Origin of the sequence: Geobacillus sp. Y412MC52, assembly GCF_000174795.2 — a bacterium.
GTDB lineage: Bacteria > Bacillota > Bacilli > Bacillales > Anoxybacillaceae > Geobacillus > Geobacillus thermoleovorans.
This window is the reverse complement of record NC_014915.1, coordinates 1,515,831-1,536,362: the sequence shown is the minus strand read 5'-3', so window position 1 is coordinate 1,536,362 and position 20,532 is coordinate 1,515,831. Positions and strand designations below refer to the sequence as shown.

25 protein-coding genes are annotated in these 20,532 nt (G+C 55.5%); 7 read left to right on the top strand and 18 right to left on the bottom strand.

Annotated features, from left to right (window positions below; genetic code table 11):
- Window positions 1-53 precede the first annotated feature (53 nt).
- From GYMC52_RS07605 to GYMC52_RS07595, 4 genes are read left to right on the top strand one after another with little or no spacing between them, the layout of a single operon-like run.
- Entirely contained in the window at window positions 54-239 is a 186-nt protein-coding gene (locus tag GYMC52_RS07605; RefSeq protein WP_011231015.1) for a DUF892 family protein, read from the top strand.
- A 20-nt stretch (window positions 240-259) separates the two neighbouring features.
- Complete coding sequence (locus GYMC52_RS07600) at window positions 260-556, top strand: spore coat protein (protein WP_013523635.1); 297 nt, start codon at window positions 260-262, stop codon at window positions 554-556.
- 6 nt (window positions 557-562) lie between these two features.
- Entirely contained in the window at window positions 563-841 is a 279-nt protein-coding gene (locus GYMC52_RS19250) for a hypothetical protein (RefSeq protein ID WP_144319734.1), read from the top strand.
- 45 nt (window positions 842-886) lie between these two features.
- On the top strand, window positions 887-2,248 hold the full coding sequence (locus GYMC52_RS07595; RefSeq protein WP_013523634.1) for a S8 family peptidase: 1,362 nt from the start codon (window positions 887-889) through the stop codon (window positions 2,246-2,248).
- A gap of 197 nt (window positions 2,249-2,445) precedes the next feature.
- Here the strand turns inward: GYMC52_RS07595 and GYMC52_RS07590 are convergent, their stop codons facing one another.
- The 4 genes from GYMC52_RS07590 to GYMC52_RS07575 all read right to left on the bottom strand — a co-directional run bounded on the left by GYMC52_RS07590 (window position 2,446) and on the right by GYMC52_RS07575 (window position 3,809).
- Complete coding sequence (locus GYMC52_RS07590; protein WP_013145490.1) at window positions 2,446-3,021, bottom strand: YitT family protein; 576 nt, start codon at window positions 3,019-3,021, stop codon at window positions 2,446-2,448.
- Between the two features lie 167 nt (window positions 3,022-3,188).
- Complete coding sequence (locus GYMC52_RS07585; RefSeq protein WP_011231011.1) at window positions 3,189-3,359, bottom strand: twin-arginine translocase TatA/TatE family subunit; 171 nt, start codon at window positions 3,357-3,359, stop codon at window positions 3,189-3,191.
- Window positions 3,360-3,467: 108 nt separating this feature from the next.
- The gene (locus GYMC52_RS07580) at window positions 3,468-3,647 is read right to left on the bottom strand and encodes an H-type small acid-soluble spore protein (protein WP_011231010.1); all 180 of its coding nucleotides are present in this window, start codon (window positions 3,645-3,647) and stop codon (window positions 3,468-3,470) included.
- A complete protein-coding gene (locus GYMC52_RS07575; RefSeq protein ID WP_230982752.1) occupies window positions 3,648-3,809 on the bottom strand; it encodes a hypothetical protein in 162 nt (53 codons plus the stop codon).
- Window positions 3,810-4,029: 220 nt separating this feature from the next.
- On the opposite strand from GYMC52_RS07575, the gene GYMC52_RS07570 reads away from it, so the two are divergent.
- Together GYMC52_RS07570 and GYMC52_RS07565 are read left to right on the top strand one after the other, a co-directional pair.
- The gene (locus GYMC52_RS07570) at window positions 4,030-5,310 is read left to right on the top strand and encodes an IS110 family transposase (protein WP_013523632.1); all 1,281 of its coding nucleotides are present in this window, start codon (window positions 4,030-4,032) and stop codon (window positions 5,308-5,310) included.
- A 395-nt stretch (window positions 5,311-5,705) separates the two neighbouring features.
- Window positions 5,706-6,701 carry an acyltransferase family protein gene (locus GYMC52_RS07565; RefSeq protein ID WP_013523631.1) on the top strand — a complete coding sequence of 332 codons (996 nt, stop codon included), beginning with the start codon at window positions 5,706-5,708 and terminating at the stop codon, window positions 6,699-6,701.
- A 90-nt stretch (window positions 6,702-6,791) separates the two neighbouring features.
- Here the strand turns inward: GYMC52_RS07565 and thiE are convergent, their stop codons facing one another.
- From thiE to GYMC52_RS07540, 5 genes are all read right to left on the bottom strand, one after another.
- The gene (gene thiE, locus GYMC52_RS07560; RefSeq protein ID WP_013145493.1) at window positions 6,792-7,457 is read right to left on the bottom strand and encodes a thiamine phosphate synthase; all 666 of its coding nucleotides are present in this window, start codon (window positions 7,455-7,457) and stop codon (window positions 6,792-6,794) included.
- A gap of 5 nt (window positions 7,458-7,462) precedes the next feature.
- Window positions 7,463-8,263, bottom strand: coding sequence for a bifunctional hydroxymethylpyrimidine kinase/phosphomethylpyrimidine kinase (gene thiD, locus GYMC52_RS07555; RefSeq protein WP_013145494.1), 801 nt, complete (start codon window positions 8,261-8,263; stop codon window positions 7,463-7,465).
- 18 nt (window positions 8,264-8,281) lie between these two features.
- A complete protein-coding gene (thiM, locus tag GYMC52_RS07550) occupies window positions 8,282-9,091 on the bottom strand; it encodes a hydroxyethylthiazole kinase (RefSeq protein WP_013523630.1) in 810 nt (269 codons plus the stop codon).
- Window positions 9,092-9,263: 172 nt separating this feature from the next.
- Window positions 9,264-10,286, bottom strand: coding sequence for a glycosyltransferase family 2 protein (locus tag GYMC52_RS07545; RefSeq protein ID WP_013523629.1), 1,023 nt, complete (start codon window positions 10,284-10,286; stop codon window positions 9,264-9,266).
- A 1-nt stretch (window position 10,287) separates the two neighbouring features.
- Window positions 10,288-11,967, bottom strand: a complete 1,680-nt coding sequence (locus GYMC52_RS07540; protein WP_013523628.1) for a DUF6044 family protein — start codon at window positions 11,965-11,967, stop codon at window positions 10,288-10,290.
- Between GYMC52_RS07540 and GYMC52_RS19590 the strand changes: the two genes are divergently transcribed.
- The gene (locus tag GYMC52_RS19590) at window positions 11,957-12,127 is read left to right on the top strand and encodes a hypothetical protein (protein ID WP_155467694.1); all 171 of its coding nucleotides are present in this window, start codon (window positions 11,957-11,959) and stop codon (window positions 12,125-12,127) included. The genes GYMC52_RS07540 and GYMC52_RS19590 overlap by 11 nt on opposite strands.
- A 220-nt stretch (window positions 12,128-12,347) precedes the next feature.
- On the opposite strand, the gene GYMC52_RS07535 is transcribed toward GYMC52_RS19590, so the two are convergent.
- The 9 genes from GYMC52_RS07535 to GYMC52_RS07495 form a co-directional block, all read right to left on the bottom strand.
- The gene (locus tag GYMC52_RS07535) at window positions 12,348-13,328 is read right to left on the bottom strand and encodes a phosphotriesterase family protein (protein WP_013523627.1); all 981 of its coding nucleotides are present in this window, start codon (window positions 13,326-13,328) and stop codon (window positions 12,348-12,350) included.
- A complete protein-coding gene (locus tag GYMC52_RS07530; protein ID WP_013523626.1) occupies window positions 13,328-15,010 on the bottom strand; it encodes a long-chain fatty acid--CoA ligase in 1,683 nt (560 codons plus the stop codon). Before GYMC52_RS07530 ends, GYMC52_RS07535 begins: the two co-directional genes overlap by 1 nt.
- A gap of 172 nt (window positions 15,011-15,182) precedes the next feature.
- Window positions 15,183-16,019 carry an HAD family hydrolase gene (locus GYMC52_RS07525; RefSeq protein WP_013523625.1) on the bottom strand — a complete coding sequence of 279 codons (837 nt, stop codon included), beginning with the start codon at window positions 16,017-16,019 and terminating at the stop codon, window positions 15,183-15,185.
- Between the two features lie 93 nt (window positions 16,020-16,112).
- Window positions 16,113-16,574, bottom strand: coding sequence for a DUF523 domain-containing protein (locus GYMC52_RS07520; protein WP_230982751.1), 462 nt, complete (start codon window positions 16,572-16,574; stop codon window positions 16,113-16,115).
- 193 nt (window positions 16,575-16,767) lie between these two features.
- The gene (locus GYMC52_RS07515; RefSeq protein ID WP_013523624.1) at window positions 16,768-17,538 is read right to left on the bottom strand and encodes a 5-oxoprolinase subunit PxpA; all 771 of its coding nucleotides are present in this window, start codon (window positions 17,536-17,538) and stop codon (window positions 16,768-16,770) included.
- Complete coding sequence (locus GYMC52_RS07510) at window positions 17,535-18,506, bottom strand: biotin-dependent carboxyltransferase family protein (protein ID WP_013523623.1); 972 nt, start codon at window positions 18,504-18,506, stop codon at window positions 17,535-17,537. Before GYMC52_RS07510 ends, GYMC52_RS07515 begins: the two co-directional genes overlap by 4 nt.
- The gene (gene pxpB / locus GYMC52_RS07505; protein ID WP_013523622.1) at window positions 18,499-19,191 is read right to left on the bottom strand and encodes a 5-oxoprolinase subunit PxpB; all 693 of its coding nucleotides are present in this window, start codon (window positions 19,189-19,191) and stop codon (window positions 18,499-18,501) included. The genes GYMC52_RS07510 and pxpB overlap by 8 nt, the downstream gene beginning before the upstream one ends.
- On the bottom strand, window positions 19,188-19,937 hold the full coding sequence (locus GYMC52_RS07500; protein WP_013523621.1) for an IclR family transcriptional regulator: 750 nt from the start codon (window positions 19,935-19,937) through the stop codon (window positions 19,188-19,190). The genes pxpB and GYMC52_RS07500 overlap by 4 nt, the downstream gene beginning before the upstream one ends.
- A 140-nt stretch (window positions 19,938-20,077) precedes the next feature.
- The gene (locus GYMC52_RS07495) at window positions 20,078-20,521 is read right to left on the bottom strand and encodes a GNAT family N-acetyltransferase (protein WP_041469438.1); all 444 of its coding nucleotides are present in this window, start codon (window positions 20,519-20,521) and stop codon (window positions 20,078-20,080) included.
- Window positions 20,522-20,532: the final 11 nt, after the last annotated feature.

Below are 20,532 nucleotides of genomic sequence, written 5' to 3'. Positions count from 1 at the left end.
CCCATACTGCAAACAGCCGGACACATACTATGTCACGGAAGGTGGTGAGAAGAATGAACGCGGCAGGAACACACGAAACGCTTGAGCTGCACGAACTGCTTATGTTTAAAAGCACCTGTCTTGCCAAAAGTGCCGCCATGCAGCAAATGGCAAGCGATCCACAATTGAAATCGCTCATTCAACAAGACATGCAAAAGACACAGCAGCACATCCGCGACTTGCAAAACTTGCTGTCATAAGGAAAAAAGGAGGGACAACGATGCAGGCAACGATGACACCGACCGGCGTATTGAACGATCAAATGATCGCCGCTGATTGCCTGATCAGTGCGAAAAACGCCATTAAAGGATGCGCAATGGCCATCGCCGAAGCTTTCACCCCGGAAGTGCGCAACACGTTAAAGCAACATTTGAATGACGCGATCACATTCCATGAACAGATCAGTCAATATATGATCAACAAAGGATACTACCATCCGACCAACGTTCAAGAGCAGCTGCGCCTCGATTTGCAAGCAGCGCAGCAAGTGCTGTCTAGATGCAATCAAAACGTTTAACATATCTTGGACAGAAAAGCCGCTTATCTATTTTTCGACTGTCGAGGGCAAGCCACAGGCTTGCCCCCGTCACGCCTTGGCGTGGCGGAAGACCAAACAACCACCCGCTTCCTAGACCCATACATGGGGCTGAAAGCGGCGTTGTTCGGTCTCCCGACAGTCGATCAAATGCTCGGTAAAAGCCGCAAATGTGAAAACTTCAAATTGCATCTGTATGCAATCGGTCGGCCGCTGAAGAAGAAAATGGGATTCGCCATGGCAAAAGGTGAATCCCATTTTTCATGATTTGTCCGTCAATCGCCCATCCTAACAACAAAGGAGGTGAACAGCGTGAAACGCCGATACCGAATATGGGCCGCGGCCAGCGCGGTTGTTGCTCTACTCGTTGCCGCAGCCGCCTTGGGGCGACCGGCTCTAGAAGAAAACGCCCCGGCTCCACCGCGGCTGAAGCCGTTTGACGCCGGGGTCGCACCCACCCATCCAACCGTTGTCGCCTTAGACAGCTTAAGCGCAGGCGAGCAGCTGAAACAGCAGTTGAACAAGCACCCGCGCATTCGGGAAATCCTCCATAATCGCCGCGGTGACCGAAGCCATTATTTCGCCAATGAGATCGTCGTCCGCTTTCGGGCATTGCCATCGGAAAGCCGTCTTCAACAAATGGAGGCAGCCATCGCCGGCCAGCTCATCAAGCAGGTCGACCACGTGTTTGTATTCCGTTCGCGCGGGCAAACGTACGAAGAGATGCGCCGCTATTTCCGATCCCTTCCGATGGTTGATTATTGCGAACCGCACTACATTTACATGCAAAATGAGTGGAACAAGCCGGCGCCGATCCCGAACGATTCGTTTTACGCCCGCTACCAGTGGAACTTGCCCGCCATTCATACCGAAGACGGCTGGACGCTGTCGCGCGGCAAGCGGAATGTGCCTGTCGCCATCATTGACAGCGGGGTCGATTTGACCCATCCCGATTTAATCCGCCGCCTTGGTCCCGGATACAACGTATTGGCCGACGACCGCTCTCCGAATGACGAAAATGGCCATGGCACCCATGTCGCTGGCATTATCGCCTCACAGCCGAACAACGGCGAAGGAGTCGCCGGCATAACATGGTTCAACCCGATCATGGCCGTCAAAGCATTAAATGCGGACGGCTATGGAACGAGCATTGATGTAGCGAAAGGAATCCGCTGGGCGGTCGACCACGGGGCAAAGGTCATCAATTTAAGCCTTGGCAACTACCAACCGTCCTCGGTGCTTGAGGAAGCGATCCGCTACGCCGACGCCCATGATGTCGTGCTTGTCGCCGCTTCCGGCAACGACAGCACGTCGCAGGCGAGCTTCCCAGCCGCTTATCCAGAAGTGATCAGTGTTGGCGCTGTCAACCCGGATCTTTCCTATGCGCTTTATTCCAACTACGGCGACTATGTGGATGTCGTCGCGCCTGGAACGAACATTGCCAGCACGTTTGCCGGCCACCGGTACGCCGCCCTTTCCGGCACGTCGATGGCCGCGCCGCACGTCACCGCGCTCGCCGCTTTGATCCGCTCCGTCAACCCGCGGCTTTCGAACGATGAAGTGCGCGACATTATTCTCGAAAGCGCTGACGATTTGGGAGAGAGAGGAAAAGATCCGTATTACGGCTATGGGCTGATTAACGTCTACCGCGCGCTCGAGCTGGCTAAGCGATAACCGATGCTCCTTCCGCCAATGATTGGGGAACTCGTCGCTGGGAAAGGTCAAACGGACAAAATTCTCATCTCCTGTGCGAACGATGTTAAAACTCCCCCACAGCATAAATCAGCAAACAGCCGGAAACGGCGCCTTCGGTGCCGCATTCCCATAGAGGAGCGCCTATCTGCTGAAACGAAAAACGATGGGGATTCGGGCTATACCCCCATCGTTTTTTCGCGCGTCAACATCGTCGTCACCGCCCCGACGACCGTGACAACGACAAGCGAGTGGACAAACGGCACTGAGTCGATGATCATGCTCCCAGCTGAAATAATGCAGGCGTCAATGACAAAAATGATGATCCCGACGTTCCAGTTCGTCCATCTAGCGATAAACTGGGCGAGCAGGTCGGTCCCGCCCGTGCTCGTCTCCTCGCGCAGCATCAAGCCGATGCCCGCGCCGACCAGCACCCCGCCGATGACCGCGCTCAAAAGCGGATCCAACACCACCACGCCGCGCAAAACGGACAATACGTCAATCATCCATGAGGAAAATAAAAGTCCGTGCAAGCTGTTGTAAAAAAACGGGCGGTAGTAAAACCATGCGGCTGCATAAAGCGGAACGCTTAAGACGATCATCGTCAACCCAGCCTGAACGTGCCACACGTATTTGGCGATCAGCCCGAGCCCGATCATCCCCCCATCAAGCAAATGGTGAGGGACTAAAAAGACGTTGATGCCAACGCCAAGAAGCAGACTGCCGACAATCACCGCCGCCATTTTTTTGATCATCGCGAAACCCCTCCGCCACGGCTTATCCCAACGAGCCAACATGCCTCCATATATATGTATATGGCGCCCCTTGACAGAGCTTGTCTCTTTTTTGCCGCATCGCGGAGGAAATGGCTAGTCACGGACGAAATACAAAAATAAGAGGCCAGGCCTCTATGCCCAACCTCTTATTTTTGCGCTTTTGTCGTCTCGTCATCGTCGATGATGCCTTTTGTCGCATTCTTAAATTCGCGCAGCGTTTTCCCGGCCGCTTGTCCTAACTCCGGCAGCTTTTTCGGTCCGAAAATGAGCAAAGCGAAAAAGACGATGAGCGCAATTTCTCCAAAGCCGATGTTCATGTTTGTCACTCCAATGTTCAAGCGTCGTTTCTTGAATCATTATACCATAGAAGAACGGACGGTGTCATCGTCTTTCCCTTGACAAAACGGCGACAATTTGCACATCTCTCATTGTTCCTCAAGCAGTCGCACCGGTACGTCTTGTTCGTGTTCCGGCTCATCGGTGAAATAAACGCGAGCCATTTCGCGCTCATCATCGACGTGCTGAATCACCACTTGTTTCCCTTTATACATCACCGGAACGATCTCCCCAGCTTCAGCCATTCGCTTCGCCCGCAACAGTTCCATCTACTCCCCTCCTTTCGCACTGTCCTCCGCCTGCGCCCGCAAGCTTTTCCAAAACAACTCGTCGCTGCAGACGATCTCATGAAGCTCGCCTTCGTCTCCTTTGGCGTTGATGATTTCAAGCAACTGCGTCATATCGCCCATTTCGCGCCGATCGTTTTTCACCGAATCATCCCCTTTCTTTGGCAAACTGATGACAGCGGACATCCCATCGCTTCGTTTCCTGCGTTGACTCCCTCAAAAAGAAGGAGTATGATTCGAATTGGTGTGTATAGAAAGGAGCATTCCCGTTAGGAGCTTTTCCGGGGACTTGATCAAAAAAAGCCCTCTTGGTATGATGCAGGGGTGTCAAACACATCACTCACCATACCAAGGAGGACTTCAAATGAATTGTACACAAAATCAGAAAATCAATCAAGTCACCGAACAAACGCTTGTCGTGGGCATCGATATCGCGAAACGAACCCACTACGCCTGCTTCGTGGATGACCGGGGGCGTGTGCTTCGCAAATCGTTCCCGATCTTCCAGTCGAAAGAGGGCTTTCGCCAGCTGTATGAAGCGATTCAGGAGGCGATGCAAGCGTTCGGAAAGCCGCAGGTGATCGTCGCGGTGGAGCCGACCGGGCACTACTGGTTGAACCTGGCCTACTTCCTCGAGGAGCACGGGATCCCGTTGGTCATGGTCAACCCGGCGCATGTGTGCCGGTCGAAAGAACTCGATGACAACCTGCCGACGAAACATGACGCCAAAGACGCCCTAGTCATCGCCAGACTGGCGAAAGACGGACGATTCCTCGTCCCCCGGCTGCTGCACGAGATCGAAGCCGATTTGCGCGTCGGGAGCACGCTCAAAGAGAAGCTCCGCAAGGAACAGACGGCGGTGAAAAACGCGATCGTCCGCTGGACCGACCGATATTTTCCAGAGTTTTGGACGGTGTTTCGCGACCTGGGGAAAACGGCGCTTTCGGTGCTGGAGTGGACGCCGCTTCCGGCTGATATGGCGGGCCGATCCGCCGAGGAGCTCATCGAAGTGTACCGGCAAAGCGAAGGGCTGAAATGCCCGCAGAAGGCCAAAATTCAGGCGTTGATCGACGCCGCGAAGGACTCGATTGGGGTGACGGAAGGGACGACGATGGCCCGGTTTGAAATCGCCGCGCTCGTCCGCCGATACCGCCAATTGGAGGCTGAGATCGCCGCGTTGGACGCCGAGTTGAAGGCGTTGGTTCAAACGACGATGGAGTATCAATGGCTGAAAACGGTCGACGGGTTGGGAGACGCCACGATCATCGATCTGCTGGCGGAGATCGGCAGCTTCGCCCACTATCGGGACCCGCGTCAATTGGTGAAGTTGGCGGGCCTGACGCTCAAAGAGAACTCCTCCGGCCAGCGCAAAGGGCAAAAGCACATCTCCAAACGGGGACGGAAACGGCTGCGATCGGTGCTGTTTCGGGCGATGATTCCGCTGATCCGGCACAACGAGGCGTTTCGCGAGCTGCATGACTATTACACGACCCGCCCCGTCAATCCGCTGACCGGAAAGCAGTCCATCGTCGCATTATGCCGGAAGCTGTTGAATGTGCTGTTTGCGATTTGTACGAAGAAACAAGCCTTTGACGCGGAGCGAATGAAACAGGACGTCTTGTCCCAGGTGCAACGGGCGGCCTAAGGCCTCCCCCTGCGAACGGAAGAATCGTTGGACAACAGGATGACACCGGAGAAGCTGGCGTGATTTTATCCATTCGACCTTGAGTCCCCAAAGGAGCTTGGCCGGCCTCCGCCTGATGACGAGACCGAACGAGGGAATGTTGGCGCGAAGACGCCCGGAGACATGGGAGGGTTCGTCCTCATCAGCGACGCGGAGATCCAAAGGGTGCATCGAATACGCTTCTCCCCACGGAAGGAAAATATCCCCAGCCGTGGCCGCGAAGCGCACCCTAGGTCTGTAAGATATCCACAAAACTGAAAAAGGATGTAAGGGATTTTGTCGAAAAATATTTTTTGGACACCCCTGAGGGGCCGAAAAGCCTTGATAAATCAACATTTCTAGAGGGAGGAAACACTATGAAGGAGCGGGACTATTATTTTGACAACGCGAAATGCGCGCTCATGCTCCTCGTCGTGTTTGGCCACTTTCTACGCCCGTACATTGACGGCGTCTTATGGGTGCACAGCTTGTATACGTGGATTTTCTTTTTCCACATGCCAGCGTTCATTTTCATTTCCGGCTATTTCGCCAAAAAATTCCATGAGCACGGCTACTTGCAAAAAATCACGAAAAAATTGCTCATCCCGTACGTTCTGTTCCAGCTGCTGTATTCGATCTACTATTTCTTCCTGTATGACAAACAGTCGCTGGAACTTGACTTATTGACCCCGCATTGGAGTTTATGGTTTTTGCTCAGCCTGTTTAGCTGGAACGTGCTGCTGTTATGGTTCGGCCGGCTGCCAAAGCGGATCGCATTGCCGATGGCGCTTCTTCTCGGCTTGACCGGCGGCATGATGGAAGCGGAAAAATGGCTGAGCTTGTCGCGGACGCTCACGTTTTTCCCGTTCTTTTTGCTTGGATTTTTCTTTCAAAAGTCGGCGATCGAGCGCTTGTTTGCCGCCCCAGTGCGCCTCGTTTCGCTATTTGTGCTTGTTAGCATGTTTTTCGTCATCCATTTCGGGTTTCCGGATTTGCCGCAAGATTGGCTGTACGGCTCGAAATCGTACGATACGCTCGGCGTCTCGGAACCAGCCGGCATTGCGAGCCGCCTCGCCATTTATGGGGCGAGCCTGCTCATGATGTTTGGCTTTCTGTCGCTCATCCCGAGCCGTCGCTTCTCCTTTTCCGTGCTAGGGGCGCGCACGTTTTACATCTATATCTTGCACGGGTTTATTTTAAAATATTTGCACGAGACGCCATTCCCAGACTTTATTATGGATGTGCACGGCTATCCGCTTCTGCTTGCACTGTCGGTTGCCATGATGCTCATCCTTGGAAGCAAGCCGGTCGTCCGGCTCGTGCGGCCGCTGTTGGAATGGCGATGGCCGAACTGGCGGCAGACAACGACCTAGCCGTCAAAAAAGAAGGTGTCCCGAAATATCAACGGGACACCTTTTTCCATTTATGGCGCTTTTCCTACAAGTGGAAACCGACTTTTTCATTCAGCGCGTGCGGGCTGCCCGCACCGCTTCCGCTAAGGCGGCGGCCGCCGCCTTTGGCGACGGAGCCGAAGCGATGGCGCTGATGACGGATACCCCATCCGCCCCGGCTTCCACAACGGTTTTGGCGTTCGCAGCCGTAATGCCGCCAATGGCGACGATTGGAATGGTGATGCCGGCTTCGCGCAAGCGGCGGAGAACATCCGGTCCTTGCGCTTCCTTTGCATCCTCTTTCGAACTGGTCGGGTAAATCGGGCCGACGCCGAGGTAATCGGCGCCCGCCTCAACGGCCGCCATCGCTTCTTCGACGTTGTGCGCTGAGACGCCCAAAATTTTATCGCCGATTTTTTCCCGCACGCGCCGCGCGTCCTCATCGTCTTGACCGACGTGGACGCCGTCGGCATCAATGGCGAGAGCCAGCTCGACGTCATCGTTGACGATAAACGGCACCCCATAAGCGCGGCAAAGGTGCTGCAGCTGCCGGGCGAGCTCCTCTTTGTCCGCCCCTTTTAAAGCGCCCGGCCCTTTTTCACGGAATTGAAACAACGTCACACCGCCGTCAAGCGCTTCTTTCAGCACATCGGCGGCCGGACGTTCGCTGTTTTGGCTTCCCATAATGAAGTAAACAGCCAGCCGCTCCTTCATTTCACCGCTCGCGATGCGCGCCATCGTTCTCACTCTCCGTATTGGCGGTACGCCCAATGGTTCGTCGGCCCATGGCCTTGGCCGATGCCGAGCGGATGGGCAATCGCCGATTGCACAAACGCCTTCGCCGTCGCGACAGCGTCGACAGGATGCCGCCCTTTCGCCAGCTCAGCGGCGATCGCCGCGGCAAATGTACACCCCGTTCCGTGCGTATGGCGCGTGTCAATTCGCTTGCTTTTAAAATAGGAAAATTCGCTGCCGTTATACAGCAAGTCGACGGTTTCTTCGCCATCATCGTCATGGCCGCCTTTCACGACGACATAGCGGGCGCCCATCCGGTGGAGGAGGCGCGCGGCTTCACGGCGGTCATCCATCGTGCGGATGACAACGCCCGTCAACGCTTCCGCTTCTGGAATGTTCGGTGTAATGACAAGCGCCATCGGCAGCAGCTCTTCTTTCAGCGCGGCCACCGCTTCCTCTTGCAACAGCGGAGCGCCGCCTTTGGCGATCATCACCGGGTCGACGACCAGCCGCTCCCATTTATGTTTTTTCACTTGTTCAGCAACCGTACGAATGATCTCGGCACTAAAGAGCATGCCGGTTTTCACCGCATCCGCGCCTAAATCGGCGGCCACCGATTCGATCTGGGCGGCGACTGCTTCCGCCGACAGCGGAAAGACGCCTTGCACGCCAAGTGTGTTTTGCGCCGTCACCGCCGTGATCGCTGACATGCCAAAGACGCCGAGCTCCTGGAACGTTTTGAGATCGGCTTGGATGCCGGCGCCGCCGCCGCTGTCCGACCCGGCAATCGTCAACGCTTTGTACACCATCGTGTTTCTCCTCCCCTTTTACCGTTGTTCCACCCGGCCATGCCGTTTGACATCATCGACGCTTGTATACGCCAACGCGTCCAAAAACGCCGTCTGGAAGCTGCCCGGTCCGCGCTCCCCGGCTTTGGCCGCCGCCTGCTCCGCTGCGACGCCGTAATACACAAGCGCGGCCACCGCCGCTGCCGCCGCATCGCGCTCAACGGCCGCAAACGCTCCGACAACCGATGTCAGCAAGCAGCCCGCTCCGGTCACTTTTGTCAACAACGGATGGCCGTTCTGAATAAGATACGTCGTCTGTCCGTCCGCAACGACGTCCTCTTCTCCAGTAATCGCGACAACGGCGCCGAGCTGCTCCGCCGCCCGTTTGGCCAACGCCACTCGATCGCCGCTTCCTCCGCCGGCGTCGACTCCTTTAATCGCCCACGCCTCACCGATCATATTGGCGATCTCCGCCGCATTGCCACGGATCACGGCGAGCTTGACTTGTTCCGCGATGCGGCGCGCCGTCTCCGTCCGGTAGCGCGTGGCCCCGGCCCCGACCGGGTCGAAAATGACCGGCACGCCGGCTTCATTGGCCGCCTGGCCGGCGACAAGCATCGCTTCCACCTCTTGGTCATTCAACGTCCCAATATTGAGGACAAGCGCTCCAGCGAGCTTCGCCATCTCGCCCACTTCCTCTTTCGCATACGCCATCACCGGCGAAGCGCCAAGCGCAAGCAGCCCATTTGCCGTAAAATTCGTCACAACGACATTCGTGATATTATGGACGAGCGGATTCTCCTCTCTTACCCGCTCGAGCAGTTCCGCCCATTCATGCCAATTGGCCATTTCCGGTTTCTCCCCTTTCCAAGCCTTTTCGCCGGCCATACACTGACTTTCGCCGTATTTTCGGCCAATGGAATGATCCATTCTCCCCATCCATCAGTCTACTCTTTCTTTTTTTGAATTGCAAGACAAAGAAAAAAGGCGGCCGCCAAAGCGCACCTCCCTTTTTGTTCCATTACGAACGCGGCCATTCGGCCGCCCCTCCCTCTTCGGGCGGCGCCGCCGGCGACAGCCGCTGCGGCAGCGGCCAATTCCACAAATCCAAATCGATGATATAGCGCGGCCGCCGTTTCGTTTCTTTGTAAATTTTTCCAATATATTCACCAATCAGCCCGAGCGCCATCAGCTGCAAGCCCCCTAACAGCCAGATGGACGTAATGAGCGACGTCCAACCCGTTTCCGTATGCCCGACCCATTTGAGAAAAAGAAAATAGGCGCCAAACATCAAGCTGACGACAAACGAGAGAAACCCAACGAGCGAAATGAAACGGATCGGGGTGACGCTGAACGACGTCACGCCGTCAAGCGCAAAGGCGATCATTTTTTTCAGCGGATATTTCGTTTTCCCGGCCAGCCGCTCTTTTCGGTCATAATAAACCGTCGCCGACCGAAAGCCCAAAAGTGGAACGATGCCGCGCAAAAACAAGTTCACTTCCCCGAACTGTTCAAGCGCGTCCACAGCGCGCCGGCTCATAAGGCGATAGTCGGCGTGATTGTAAACGAGATCGACGCCAAACGCCTTCATCAACCGATAAAACCCTTGCGCCGTATGGCGCTTGAACCATGTATCGGCATCGCGCCGCCGGCGCACGCCGTAGACGATGTCATAGCCTTCGCGAAACTTTTGCACAAATTCCCGAATCGCCGCTACATCATCTTGCAAATCGGCGTCGATCGAAATGAGGCAATCGGCATGCCTTTTCGCGGCGAACAGCCCAGCAAGCAGCGCGTTTTGATGCCCGGCGTTATGCGCCAGTTTCAGCCCTTTCACTTCCGGGTGGCGCAAACTCGCTTTGTATATGATCTTCCATGTGTCATCACAGCTGCCGTCATCGACGAACAAAAGCGCGCTGTTGGATGAAATGAGCTGCTCTTCAATCAATTGTTCGCGCAACTCCCGTAAGCGGCGGATCGTCTCCGGCAGCACCTCTTCTTCGTTGTAACACGGCACAACAATAGCCAACGTCGGTTCGAACATGTCACCTTCCTCCCTCCGGCACGACTTTGTATAAATAGATGGTCCACGCGGACTCTTTGGAACGGAACACCCGCTCAAGGCTCAAGGCGTTTTTGCTGGCATTTTCAATCGGCAGCGCTGAAAAAATGTAGCGTCCGCCCATGTCATAAAACACGTTTGTGTTCAATTCCAAGTTGCGAATCGTCCGCTTCGAGTTTTTCTGAAACATATACCGCTTGCCCAGCTCATCGACGAACAAATAGCAGCGCCCGCCCCATTCATCGAAATACTGGCGCAGTTTTTTGTTTTTCGCGAGCTCCTTGGCGATGATGCGGCGAAACCGATGCTTGTATTCGAGCGGATAAAAGTTGTTGTACGTATCGAGTGTGTAAAAGCCGTTGTATTGAGCGATCGCCGGGTGGATGCCGATGCTGGCGACACGGTATGTATGCACCGGGCGGCCGATATAGCGGCGAATGGCGGCAAATTGCTTTTCCGCGTAAAACTCGCGAAACGACGGCTTGTCGCGGTAGACGATTTCCTCATTGCATAAAGCAAGCACGACAAGCTGCAAGACAATGGCCGCCGCACCGACCGCCCGCCACCTTCGGCCTTCCTGCCAAAAAATTTTCAGCGCCAGTGCAAACAAGACGTAAATCACCATTGGCCGCAAAAAATGGTAGCGGGCGAAATTGAACTTATCGAGCAAATCAAACCGTTCGGTGAGCGGCAGCCATCCTTTGTAAAACCAAAACGCATACCATGTCGACAGCGCGAAGTTCAACCCGTGCAAAATCAAAAACAGTTTCTCCCGCCGCCAGCTTTTCCGCTTCCATACAATGTACAAGGCAACGAGCGTCACCGGTAAAATGACGAGCCCATGCACGGTCATGACGTGGGTGTGGCCGAGCACATAGTTTTTGAACGTCAGCCGGATGACGCGCCAAAGCGGCAGACGGGCGTGGAAATATTCGTCGCGGCTTGTCGGCTCATTGGAAAACAAGAGCGAATGGACAAGCCGGTAATCGACCGCCAAATAGAGCATCGTCATATAGACGATGGCCGCCAAAAACCGCCAATTCCAACCCTTGCCGCGGATGACATCAATGAGCCACCAAATCCCAAGCGCGCTCAAGAAAAAGAAAAATCCAAGCACGAAGCTCGAATAGAGCGGCAAAAGCGTCAACACCGCCCAGTTCACCCATGAACGCTCGCCGCCCCGAATGTTTAAAAACGCCCAAAGCGCAAGCGGCATCCCGAGCGTACTTAACATTCCCGATGGCCAAAACGGCGTCAAGGCAAACGTCAACGAAGAGCCGATGCGAATCCATCCCCAGCGCTCGCCCGGCAGCACATGTTTTCGCAGCAGCAAATACATGCCGATGAACGCCAATACGCGGGTTGCGGCTTGACTGAGCCCATAGGCGTAAATGGATGGAAACAGGGCGTGAAGCCAAACGATGCCGCTGAATTCTGTGCCGAACGCGTTGCGCGGCAGGCCGTTGATGATTTGCGGAATGACCCCATCGACCGGTCCGAACAGCTCACCGCTTCGAGTGAGCACCTTATACCAAGCGATGTTGGAATCCAAATTGTCATGAACGCGCATATGCGCATCTTCACCGAGCACAAAGTACGGCGACACGTACAAGGCGATGGCAACGAAAGAGAAGAGCAGGAGTCTCTTTTCGATGGACGGCACCTTTTCTCCCCCTTTCGCTTTTACTCATGTCTTTCCTTATTGTTCAACCCAACAGGAAAATTATTCATGGGAATGGAAAAAAACGGACTCCCGTCCAAACAAAAAAACCGCCGTCGGCCAATTGAAGCCTGATGACGGCGGTTTTCTATTCACCTTTTGAACAGCCTTTTGCAGGCAACACAACGTTGCCCAAAAAAGCTGGTGATGGAACGAAAAAAACGCTCGGACCATGGAGATTTCGCTCTTGAACGCTCTCCACCTACGCTCACGCGTGGAAGTGTGGGGTCTTCTCGGTTCAGGATGATAAACAACCGCTTTTCCGCGCGTTCGCAACAACGATTTTGAAGAAAACGCGGTTTTTATCGACCTTGCAAACGGCGTCAAGCCGAGAACAGCGCCGCCGGATTGCCGATGAACATTTGCTCAAGCACTTCGTCGCGGATTCCTTCATTTTTCAGCGCGGGGATGATGTTCACAAACAAATGCTCGACATGCCAATTTTTCATCATTTCCGCAAACGGTTCCGGCAGCGTAAACGGACGACCGAGCCAAACGTTGACAGTGTCATGCGACAGCATAATTTGTTTCTCGTACCCATCGCGGAGCAGAGCAAGGAGCGTCCGCACCCGCTCCTCATCAGTCGGCGCGCCGACCATCCCTTGGATGCCGAAGCGGTCAAACGCGATGTAAACGCCGTAAGCAAGCGTCTTTCGATGATAGTCCGGGTCCGTGTTGCCGCACATATGGCCGATGACAATTTTTTTCGGATCGGCGCCGTGCTCAAGCAAATAGGCGGCTTGTTCCGGCCCCATCGTTCCTTCTTGCGTATGGGTGATGATGACCGCACCCGTCTCTTTTTGCGCGCGGGCGGCAGCGCGGAAGAACATCTTTTCGTACTCGGTGATGCGCCCTTTGCTCGAGGCGAGCTTGATGACACCCGCCTTGATTCCGGTATCGGCAATGTCCTCGGTCAGCTCGGCCATAAACATGTCGTAAATATCATCTTCCGCTGTTCCGAGAAGCCGGCGGAATTGGAAGTACGGCGGCGCCCCTTCCCCTTCATAATAATAGCCGGTGGCGCAAATAATGTTCAGTCCCGTCTCTTCAGCAACGCGCCGCAAAAATGCCGGGTTGCGCCCGCAGTCGTTCGGCGTCGGATCGACAACCGTTTGAATGCCGTGCCGCTTCATCTTTTCCGCCGCCTCGACTGCGACGCGAAGCGCCTCGTCTTCGCGGAACGTGCCGCGCGTCACATCGCCTTGAAACCCTGGATAGCCGAAGAGGAAATGCTCGTGGATGAGCGTTTTGCCAAGCTGTTCCACCGGCACTGGGCCAAGGACGGTTTCGACCGTCTTCGCCATCAGGCGTTCACCCCTTTCCCCGCTTTTTCATATTCCTCTTCCTGCAATTTTCGCCAAAGCAACTTGCCGCTTGACGTCATCGGCAGCGACGAGCGGAATTCGACGAGGCGCGGATATTTGTACGCCGCCATTTGCGTCTTGGACCATTCAATGATCTCTTCTTCCGTTACTTTGCCGACATACTCGTCATGAAGGACGATAAACGCCTTCACCGTTTCGCCGCGGCGCGGATCCGGCACGCCGACGACGCACGCCTGCTGAACAGCCGGATGTTTGTACAAAAGCGACTCGACTTCGGTCGGCCACACTTTGTATCCAGAAGCGTTGATCATCCGTTTGACGCGGTCGACGATGAAAAAGTAGCCTTCCTCATCCATCCGCCCGATGTCGCCGGTGCGGAAAAACCGCTTGCCGTCGAGCTCGATGAACGCTTCTTCCGTTTCTTTTTCACGCCGGTAATAGCCGCGGAACACTTGCGGACCACAAACGACGATCTCCCCGACTTCGCCGACGCCAAGCTCCCGCCCCGTCGCCGGGTCGATGATGCGCGCGTCGACGTCAAACGACGGAACGCCGAGACATTGCAATTTCGGCCGGTCCGGCGGATTGAAATGCGTCTGCGAAATCGTCTCCGTCAGCCCGTAGCCTTCAAAATAACGGACGCCGGTGAGCTGGAACAATTTTTCCCCGACCGCTTCCGGAAGCGCCGCTCCGCCGCCGGAAATGCTCGAAAGCGAGGAAATGTCATACCGGCCAAGCGCCGGGTTGGCCAAAAAGTCGATCAGCATCGTGCTGATGTTCACCCAATGCGTGCAGCGGTGCAATTCAATCAGCCGGGCGGCCGCGTCCCGATCCCAGCGCGTCATCAACACCATGGCGGCGCCGGCGAAAATCGGCGTATGCATGCTATGGACCATCCCCGTGACATGGAAAAACGGCAGCGTCGCCAACGCGACCGAATCGCTCGTCACATCGCCCCAGTGGTAGGCGCCGACGATGTTGGCGTTCACCGTCCGGTGCGGGTGGATGCAGCCTTTTGGCACCCCGGTCGTCCCGGATGTGTATGGCAAGACGGCGATGTCATCAACATGGCCGTTGTATGGAAGCGGCGGCAATTGGGCGCCGAGGCAGTCCGCCCATAAAAGAATGCGCTCATCCCCAATGGCCCGCCGCGGCGCCGCCACTTCAGCCGGAAGCGAAACCGGCGATTCATCGGAAGCATAATCAGAATAAGCGGCGACGATGATTTGTTCCAACGCCGTTCGTCCAAGGAGCGGGGCCGCTTTGTCAAGCAGCTCCTGCCCAACGATGGCGGCTCTCGTTTCGCAATCATTGACGTAAAAGGAAAGCTCCTCTGAGGTGTTCATCGGATTGATCGGCACGACGATCGCTTCAGCGCGCAAAATGGCATAGTAGGAGATGACAAACTGCGGAGAATTTTGCATGTACAATAGAACGCGGTCGCCCGGTTTGACGGACAGCTTTTGTTGCAAATAGCCGGCCAACGCGTTCACTTCATCGAGCAGCTGTTTGTACGAATAAGCCGCTCCGTAATAGTAAATCGCCGTTTTGTTCGGATAGCGCTTCGCCGTTGTTTCCAAATGGTCGACCAGCGTCGTCTCCGGCACAGCCAGCGTTTTTGAGAGCCGTTTCGGCCAATACGGGTAATGTCTCGTATTCATTCCGTTCCCCTCCTCCTTTTCACGCGATCGTTCACTGCGGCAACCGCCGCGCAAGCAGCATTGGATAGTTTTTTTACTGACCGGTTGGTATATAGCCGGTTGTTTTTTATTGTACACGCTTTCATGAATATTTTCAATAATTTTCCGAATATACAAAACAAAAATACACCGCCTACAACAGGCGGCGCAGCACCGGCACACACGCCGACGTCGAAGCGACGATGAAATCTGCATCCCCTTGTTTCGCCAAGCCATAGGTGTCGATCAACATCGTCCGGCAGCCGAGCCGGCGGGCCGGCGCGATGTCATTGCCGATGTTGTCGCCGACGCAAAGCATTTGCCGATAGTCGACGCCAAAACGCGCCCGGATTGCTTCCAAGTGGGCGGCCGTTTTCATCGGTTTGGCAGCTCGGAAAATTTTATGGTCAAATGCATCTGCCAACCCCAGCTTCCGCAAAATGGCTTCGCTGTCCGACTCCGGGCTGTTCGTCATCAACACAAGCACCGCTTTTTCGCGCAACTCGGCGAGCGTCTCCGCCAACCTCGGCGCCCCGTTCATTTTGAATTCCGGCCCCATCATCCATTCGCGCGTCTCCAAAAACGCCGCGTAGGTGTCTTCGTTCGTCAATCCGTAATGGCGGCCGATCGAGCTTGGCACCCACCAAAGGTCGCCGATGCTGAAAAAGCGGTCCAAGTCGACCGCCACCGGCTTCGTGTAAACCGTTTCGATTTCCCGCTTCGTCAACGGCTCGCCGCTCCAGCGGAACACCTCACGAACCTCGCCTTCTTCGAGCCATACAATCAAATCTTCTTTCGCATCGTACATGCTCCCGATGCGAAGCGGATGACAATCGGCGAGCACCGCGCGGTAATCGTCCCAAAACCGCCGCCGATCTGCTTCACGAAGACGTTTCGCCACCTGCTCGGCATAATAGTCAAAATGCTCCGTTTCCTCGTATAATGTTCCGTCCAAATCAAAGACGATCGCTTTGATGTCTGCTCCGTGCATACCGTTTCCCCTTTCTTGGCCCGTCATCATTTGCTTGTTCGTTTTTGGTTGATAGACGAAAGCAAATATGGCAAAATATGATTCTAGAAAAGCTTACGTTGCAAAGAGGAGGAACACATGATGAGATTCGTGATCTCGCTTGTCCTTTCCTTTGCGCTCGCAGCCAGCTTTTTCTTCGACTCGTTCCGTTCGGCCGAAGCGGCAGCCAAAATCAAAACGTATCCAAACTGCACCGCGCTGAACAAAGAGTATCCAGGGGGCGCGGCCCGCTCCGCCTCTGTCAAAAACAAAGGAGGTGGCAAATTCATTCATTTCCCTCGTCCAATCTCGGTTCGTCGACGACTGCACAAGCCGCCTTTCCTCGCCTCGTTTCACAAGTCGGACCGTCTCCCGCGGAACCCCAAGCCCAATGGCCACTTCTGGGCATACAGGCACAAGCCGAGCAAACTCCCCTAAACGAGAGACAAACGAATTGCGAATGATATCGCCGTTATACCGGCAGGCAGAAAAGCCGAGGCATTCGCTGACAACCACTGTTGGAATGGCATAATACATCTCTATTCCCCTTTCTCCTTCCATCGTCTTACTTTTTATTGTAACCAATCGAACAGGTGACTGTCATGAATGCTGATTTCATGTGGCGGTTAGCAAAAAAGAGCACAAAAAACGAAAAGCTGTGTAGGAGGGGGCGACTGAAACAACGCCGTCCGACCAAAAAAGCTGTACGTGGGAAATGAGTCGTTCTCGATCACCCATTATTCCGTTGTTGCACCGCCTGAATGGCGATGCCTTCGTTTTGCAAGGCTTGATAGAGCCGCTTGGCAAATCGCACCGCCTGTTCATTGTCGCCATGGAGACAGACGGTGTCGGCTTCAATCGCCACGTCCGTCCCTTGCACCGAGCGAACGCGCCGGTCGCGGATCATCATAAGCACTTGCGTGACCGCTTCGTCTTCATCCGCGATGATGGCGCGCGGATCGCTTCTTGGGGTGAGCGAACCGTCCGCCTGATACGTCCGGTCGGCGAACACTTCGCTCGCCGTACACAAGCCGTAGGCGCGACCCGCTCGGATCAGCTCACTTCCCGACAAGCCGTATAAGACAAGCATCGGATCGACATCATGCACCGCTTTGGCAATCGCTTCGGCCAACGCCGCGTCTTTCGACGCCATATTGTACAAGGCGCCGTGCGGCTTCACATGCGTCATCACGCCGCCTTCCGCCTTCACAAACGCAGCCAGCGCACCGATTTGGTAGACGACGTACGCATACACTTCTTCCGGCGAAACGGCCATCGCCCGCCGTCCGAAGCCAAGCAAATCCGGAACCCCCGGGTGGGCGCCGATGGCAACGCCATGCTGGATGGCGAGTTGCACCGTCCGCCGCATGACGAGCGGGTCGCCGGCGTGAAACCCACAGGCGATGTTGACAGAGGTCACGTACGATAAGATTTCTTCCTGCCCAAGCCTATACACCCCAAAGCTTTCGCCGAAATCGCAATTCAAATCAATCGTCCTCACCGTTCTCCCTCCCATTGACGACGAATGGCCGTAATCCATCGAGCCAGCCGTTGCTGTTGTTCCTTATAAAGCCACATCGCTTCTTCCGGCCCGATCGGCTGAAATTGGATAAAGTCACCCGGGCGAGCCTGCGCGAGAATCGGCAAATCCACAGCCGCGACTTGGGCGATGCGCGGGTAGCCGCCGGTCGTCTGGCTGTCCGCCATCAATACGATCGGCTGGCCGGATGCTGGGACTTGCACCGTGCCGAAAACGACCGCTTCCGAGACCATCTCCCGCTCGCGCACAAGCGCCAACGTTGGACCGGAAAGCCGATAGCCGATCCGATCGGACTGCGTCGTCACCTCATAGCGGGCGGCGAAAAACTGGCGGCGGCTCGCCGGCGTAAATTCGTCATACTCCGGACCGGGAACCGCGCGCACCGTTTTCGTTTTCCCACCGATATAGCGGCGGGCGGCCGAAGCAAGACCCCAACGCATCCGGCCGATAACACGACGCCCATGAGTAACGCCGACCGGCAGTGCATCGCCCCGCTGCAACGGGCGGCCTGAAAGCCCGCCAAGCTGGGCTGGAACGTACGTGGAACGGCTGCCCATCACGGGCAGGACGTCGATGCCGCCTGATACAGCGATATACGCTCGAAACCCCGTCCGACACACCCCTACTTCGAGCACATCGCCCGGCTCAACAGCCATCGGCTTCCAAAGTGCAAACGTCCGCCCATTGAGCGTACACGGGAAATCGCCGCCGCATACCGCAACGACGGCCTCGACGCGAAACCGAAGCGTCGGTCCGGCCATCGTCGCCTCAAGCACCGCCTCATCACCGTTGTTGCCGACAAGCGCATTAGCCAGGCGATACGCCCACGCATCCATCGCCCCGCCCGCCGGCACGCCGGCATGCCGGTAGCCAAAACGCCCGCCATCTTGCACGGTTGTAAACAACCCAGCCTCGATGACGTCAATCATGTTCCTCGCTCCAACGTGCAAATTCATCAGCCCCAATCGGCTGAAACGCGACGATATCACCAGCCGCAAGCAAACTTGGCTTCTCTCGGTGCGGGTCAAACAGCTTCAGCGGCGTTCGACCGATCAGTTGCCAGCCGCCCGGCGTCGCAAGCGGGTAGACGCCCGTCTGTCCGCCGGCGATGCCGACCGAACCGGCAGGCACTTTTGTGCGCGGCACCGACCGCCTTGGCGTCGCCAAGCGCGGCGACAACCCTCCTAAATAGGCAAATCCAGGAGAAAAGCCGATCATATAAACTCGGTAGCGTCCGGCCGAATGGAGCGCTACCACTTCGTCTTCTGTCATCCCATGGAAATGAGCGACATCCGGCAAATCCGGACCGAATTCGCCGCCGTAACAGACGGGAATGACGACCGTCCGCGCCGAACGCCGCACCGCTTGTTCAGACCGCCTGATGTTTTTCCTTAGCCATGCGCCTATGCCGATGTAATCGATCATCAATGGATCATAGTAGATGGTGAGCGACGAAAACGCCGGCACGATCTCCTCGATGCCTTCTTTTCGCTCGGCCTGAAGCCGGGCGGCCGTTTGGTGGACGATATCATTCACGTCCTCGTCAATGCGGTCTGAAAACCGAACCGTCACCGCATATTCGCATAATGGAAACAACGTATACTCCACCGTCATCCCTTCCCCCGAAAGCCGAGTTCGCGCGAAATGTCCATCGCCGCCTGCTTCAATCGCGGAACGATGCGCGCCACATCATCTGGCGAAAAGCGCTGTTCCGGCCCGGCGACGCTCAGCCCGGCGACCGCCGCCCCTTCATGGTTGAAAATCGGCACGGCAACGGCGGCCGAATAGTTTTCCAGCTCAGAATAGCTGACCGTATAGCCGCGGCACCGGTCTTCTTCCAACAACCGGCGCAGCGCTTCTTTGTCGGTCACCGTATGTTTGGCGATTTTGACAAGCTCGACTTGTTCTAAATAACGTTCCCGATCCGCCTTGTCCATAAACGCGAGCAAGACACGAGGGCACGCCCCGGCATACAGAGGGGCGCGCCGCCCGACTTTCGTATAGACGCGCACCGGCTCGGACGTGTCGACTTTTTCAATATACAGCGCCTCATCACCGTCGCGAATGACAAGATTCACCGCTTCGTTCGTCTCCTCTTTCAGCCGCTTCATCACGGGCAGCGCCGCCCGGCGAATATCAAGCCGCTCGGCGACGAGTGCGCCAAACGTCAAGAAGGATAGCCCCAACTCATAGTGATCGCCTCGTTTTTGCAAAAAACCGAGGACAACAAGCGACTGGGCCATTCGATACACCGACGTTTTCGGCATCCGAAGCCGTTCGACCATCTCCGGCAATGTCAACCGTTCGCAATCGAGAAACAAATCAAGCAGTTCTTTTGTTTTTAACACCGTTTTGTTCATCGTCGCCCCTCTGTTCCGAATATCAGAATATCAATTCCAGAATACGACCTATATATTTCGTATTATAATGAAAAGTGGGACAACTTTCTACTCCAAAAATGAAAAGCGCCTGCTGATCTGCTGAACAGACGCCGTTGGATTCAAATCGATAAGCGTTTCAAAAACACATAACTGACTTTTTCATATTCCATTTTTTCCTCATAGAAGCGATGGGCGTCAATCCGCTGCAAGCCGGAGGAGAGCGAGACAATCCCGTAGCCGTGCTCCTTCGCCCACTCGTGTACATAGGACAGCAACGCCTTTCCATATCCTTTCGAACGTTCGCTCGAAGCGGTCACCAAATCGCACACCCAAATAAAGCGGCCGTTATAGAGCGTGATCATCGGCATAAATCCGACAACGGCAACCATTTTGTCCTGATCATATAACGCCGCAAGCTTATACCCTTCTTTTTCTTGCGCTTCACGCACAAGCGCGACATACGTTTCTTCATCCAAATGAGTGCGCAGCTCGCGCATGACCGGAAAGGCGCTTCTCACTTCTTCCTCCGTTTCAAGCCAAACGAATTGCGGCACGATTCCCATCTCCCTTCTTC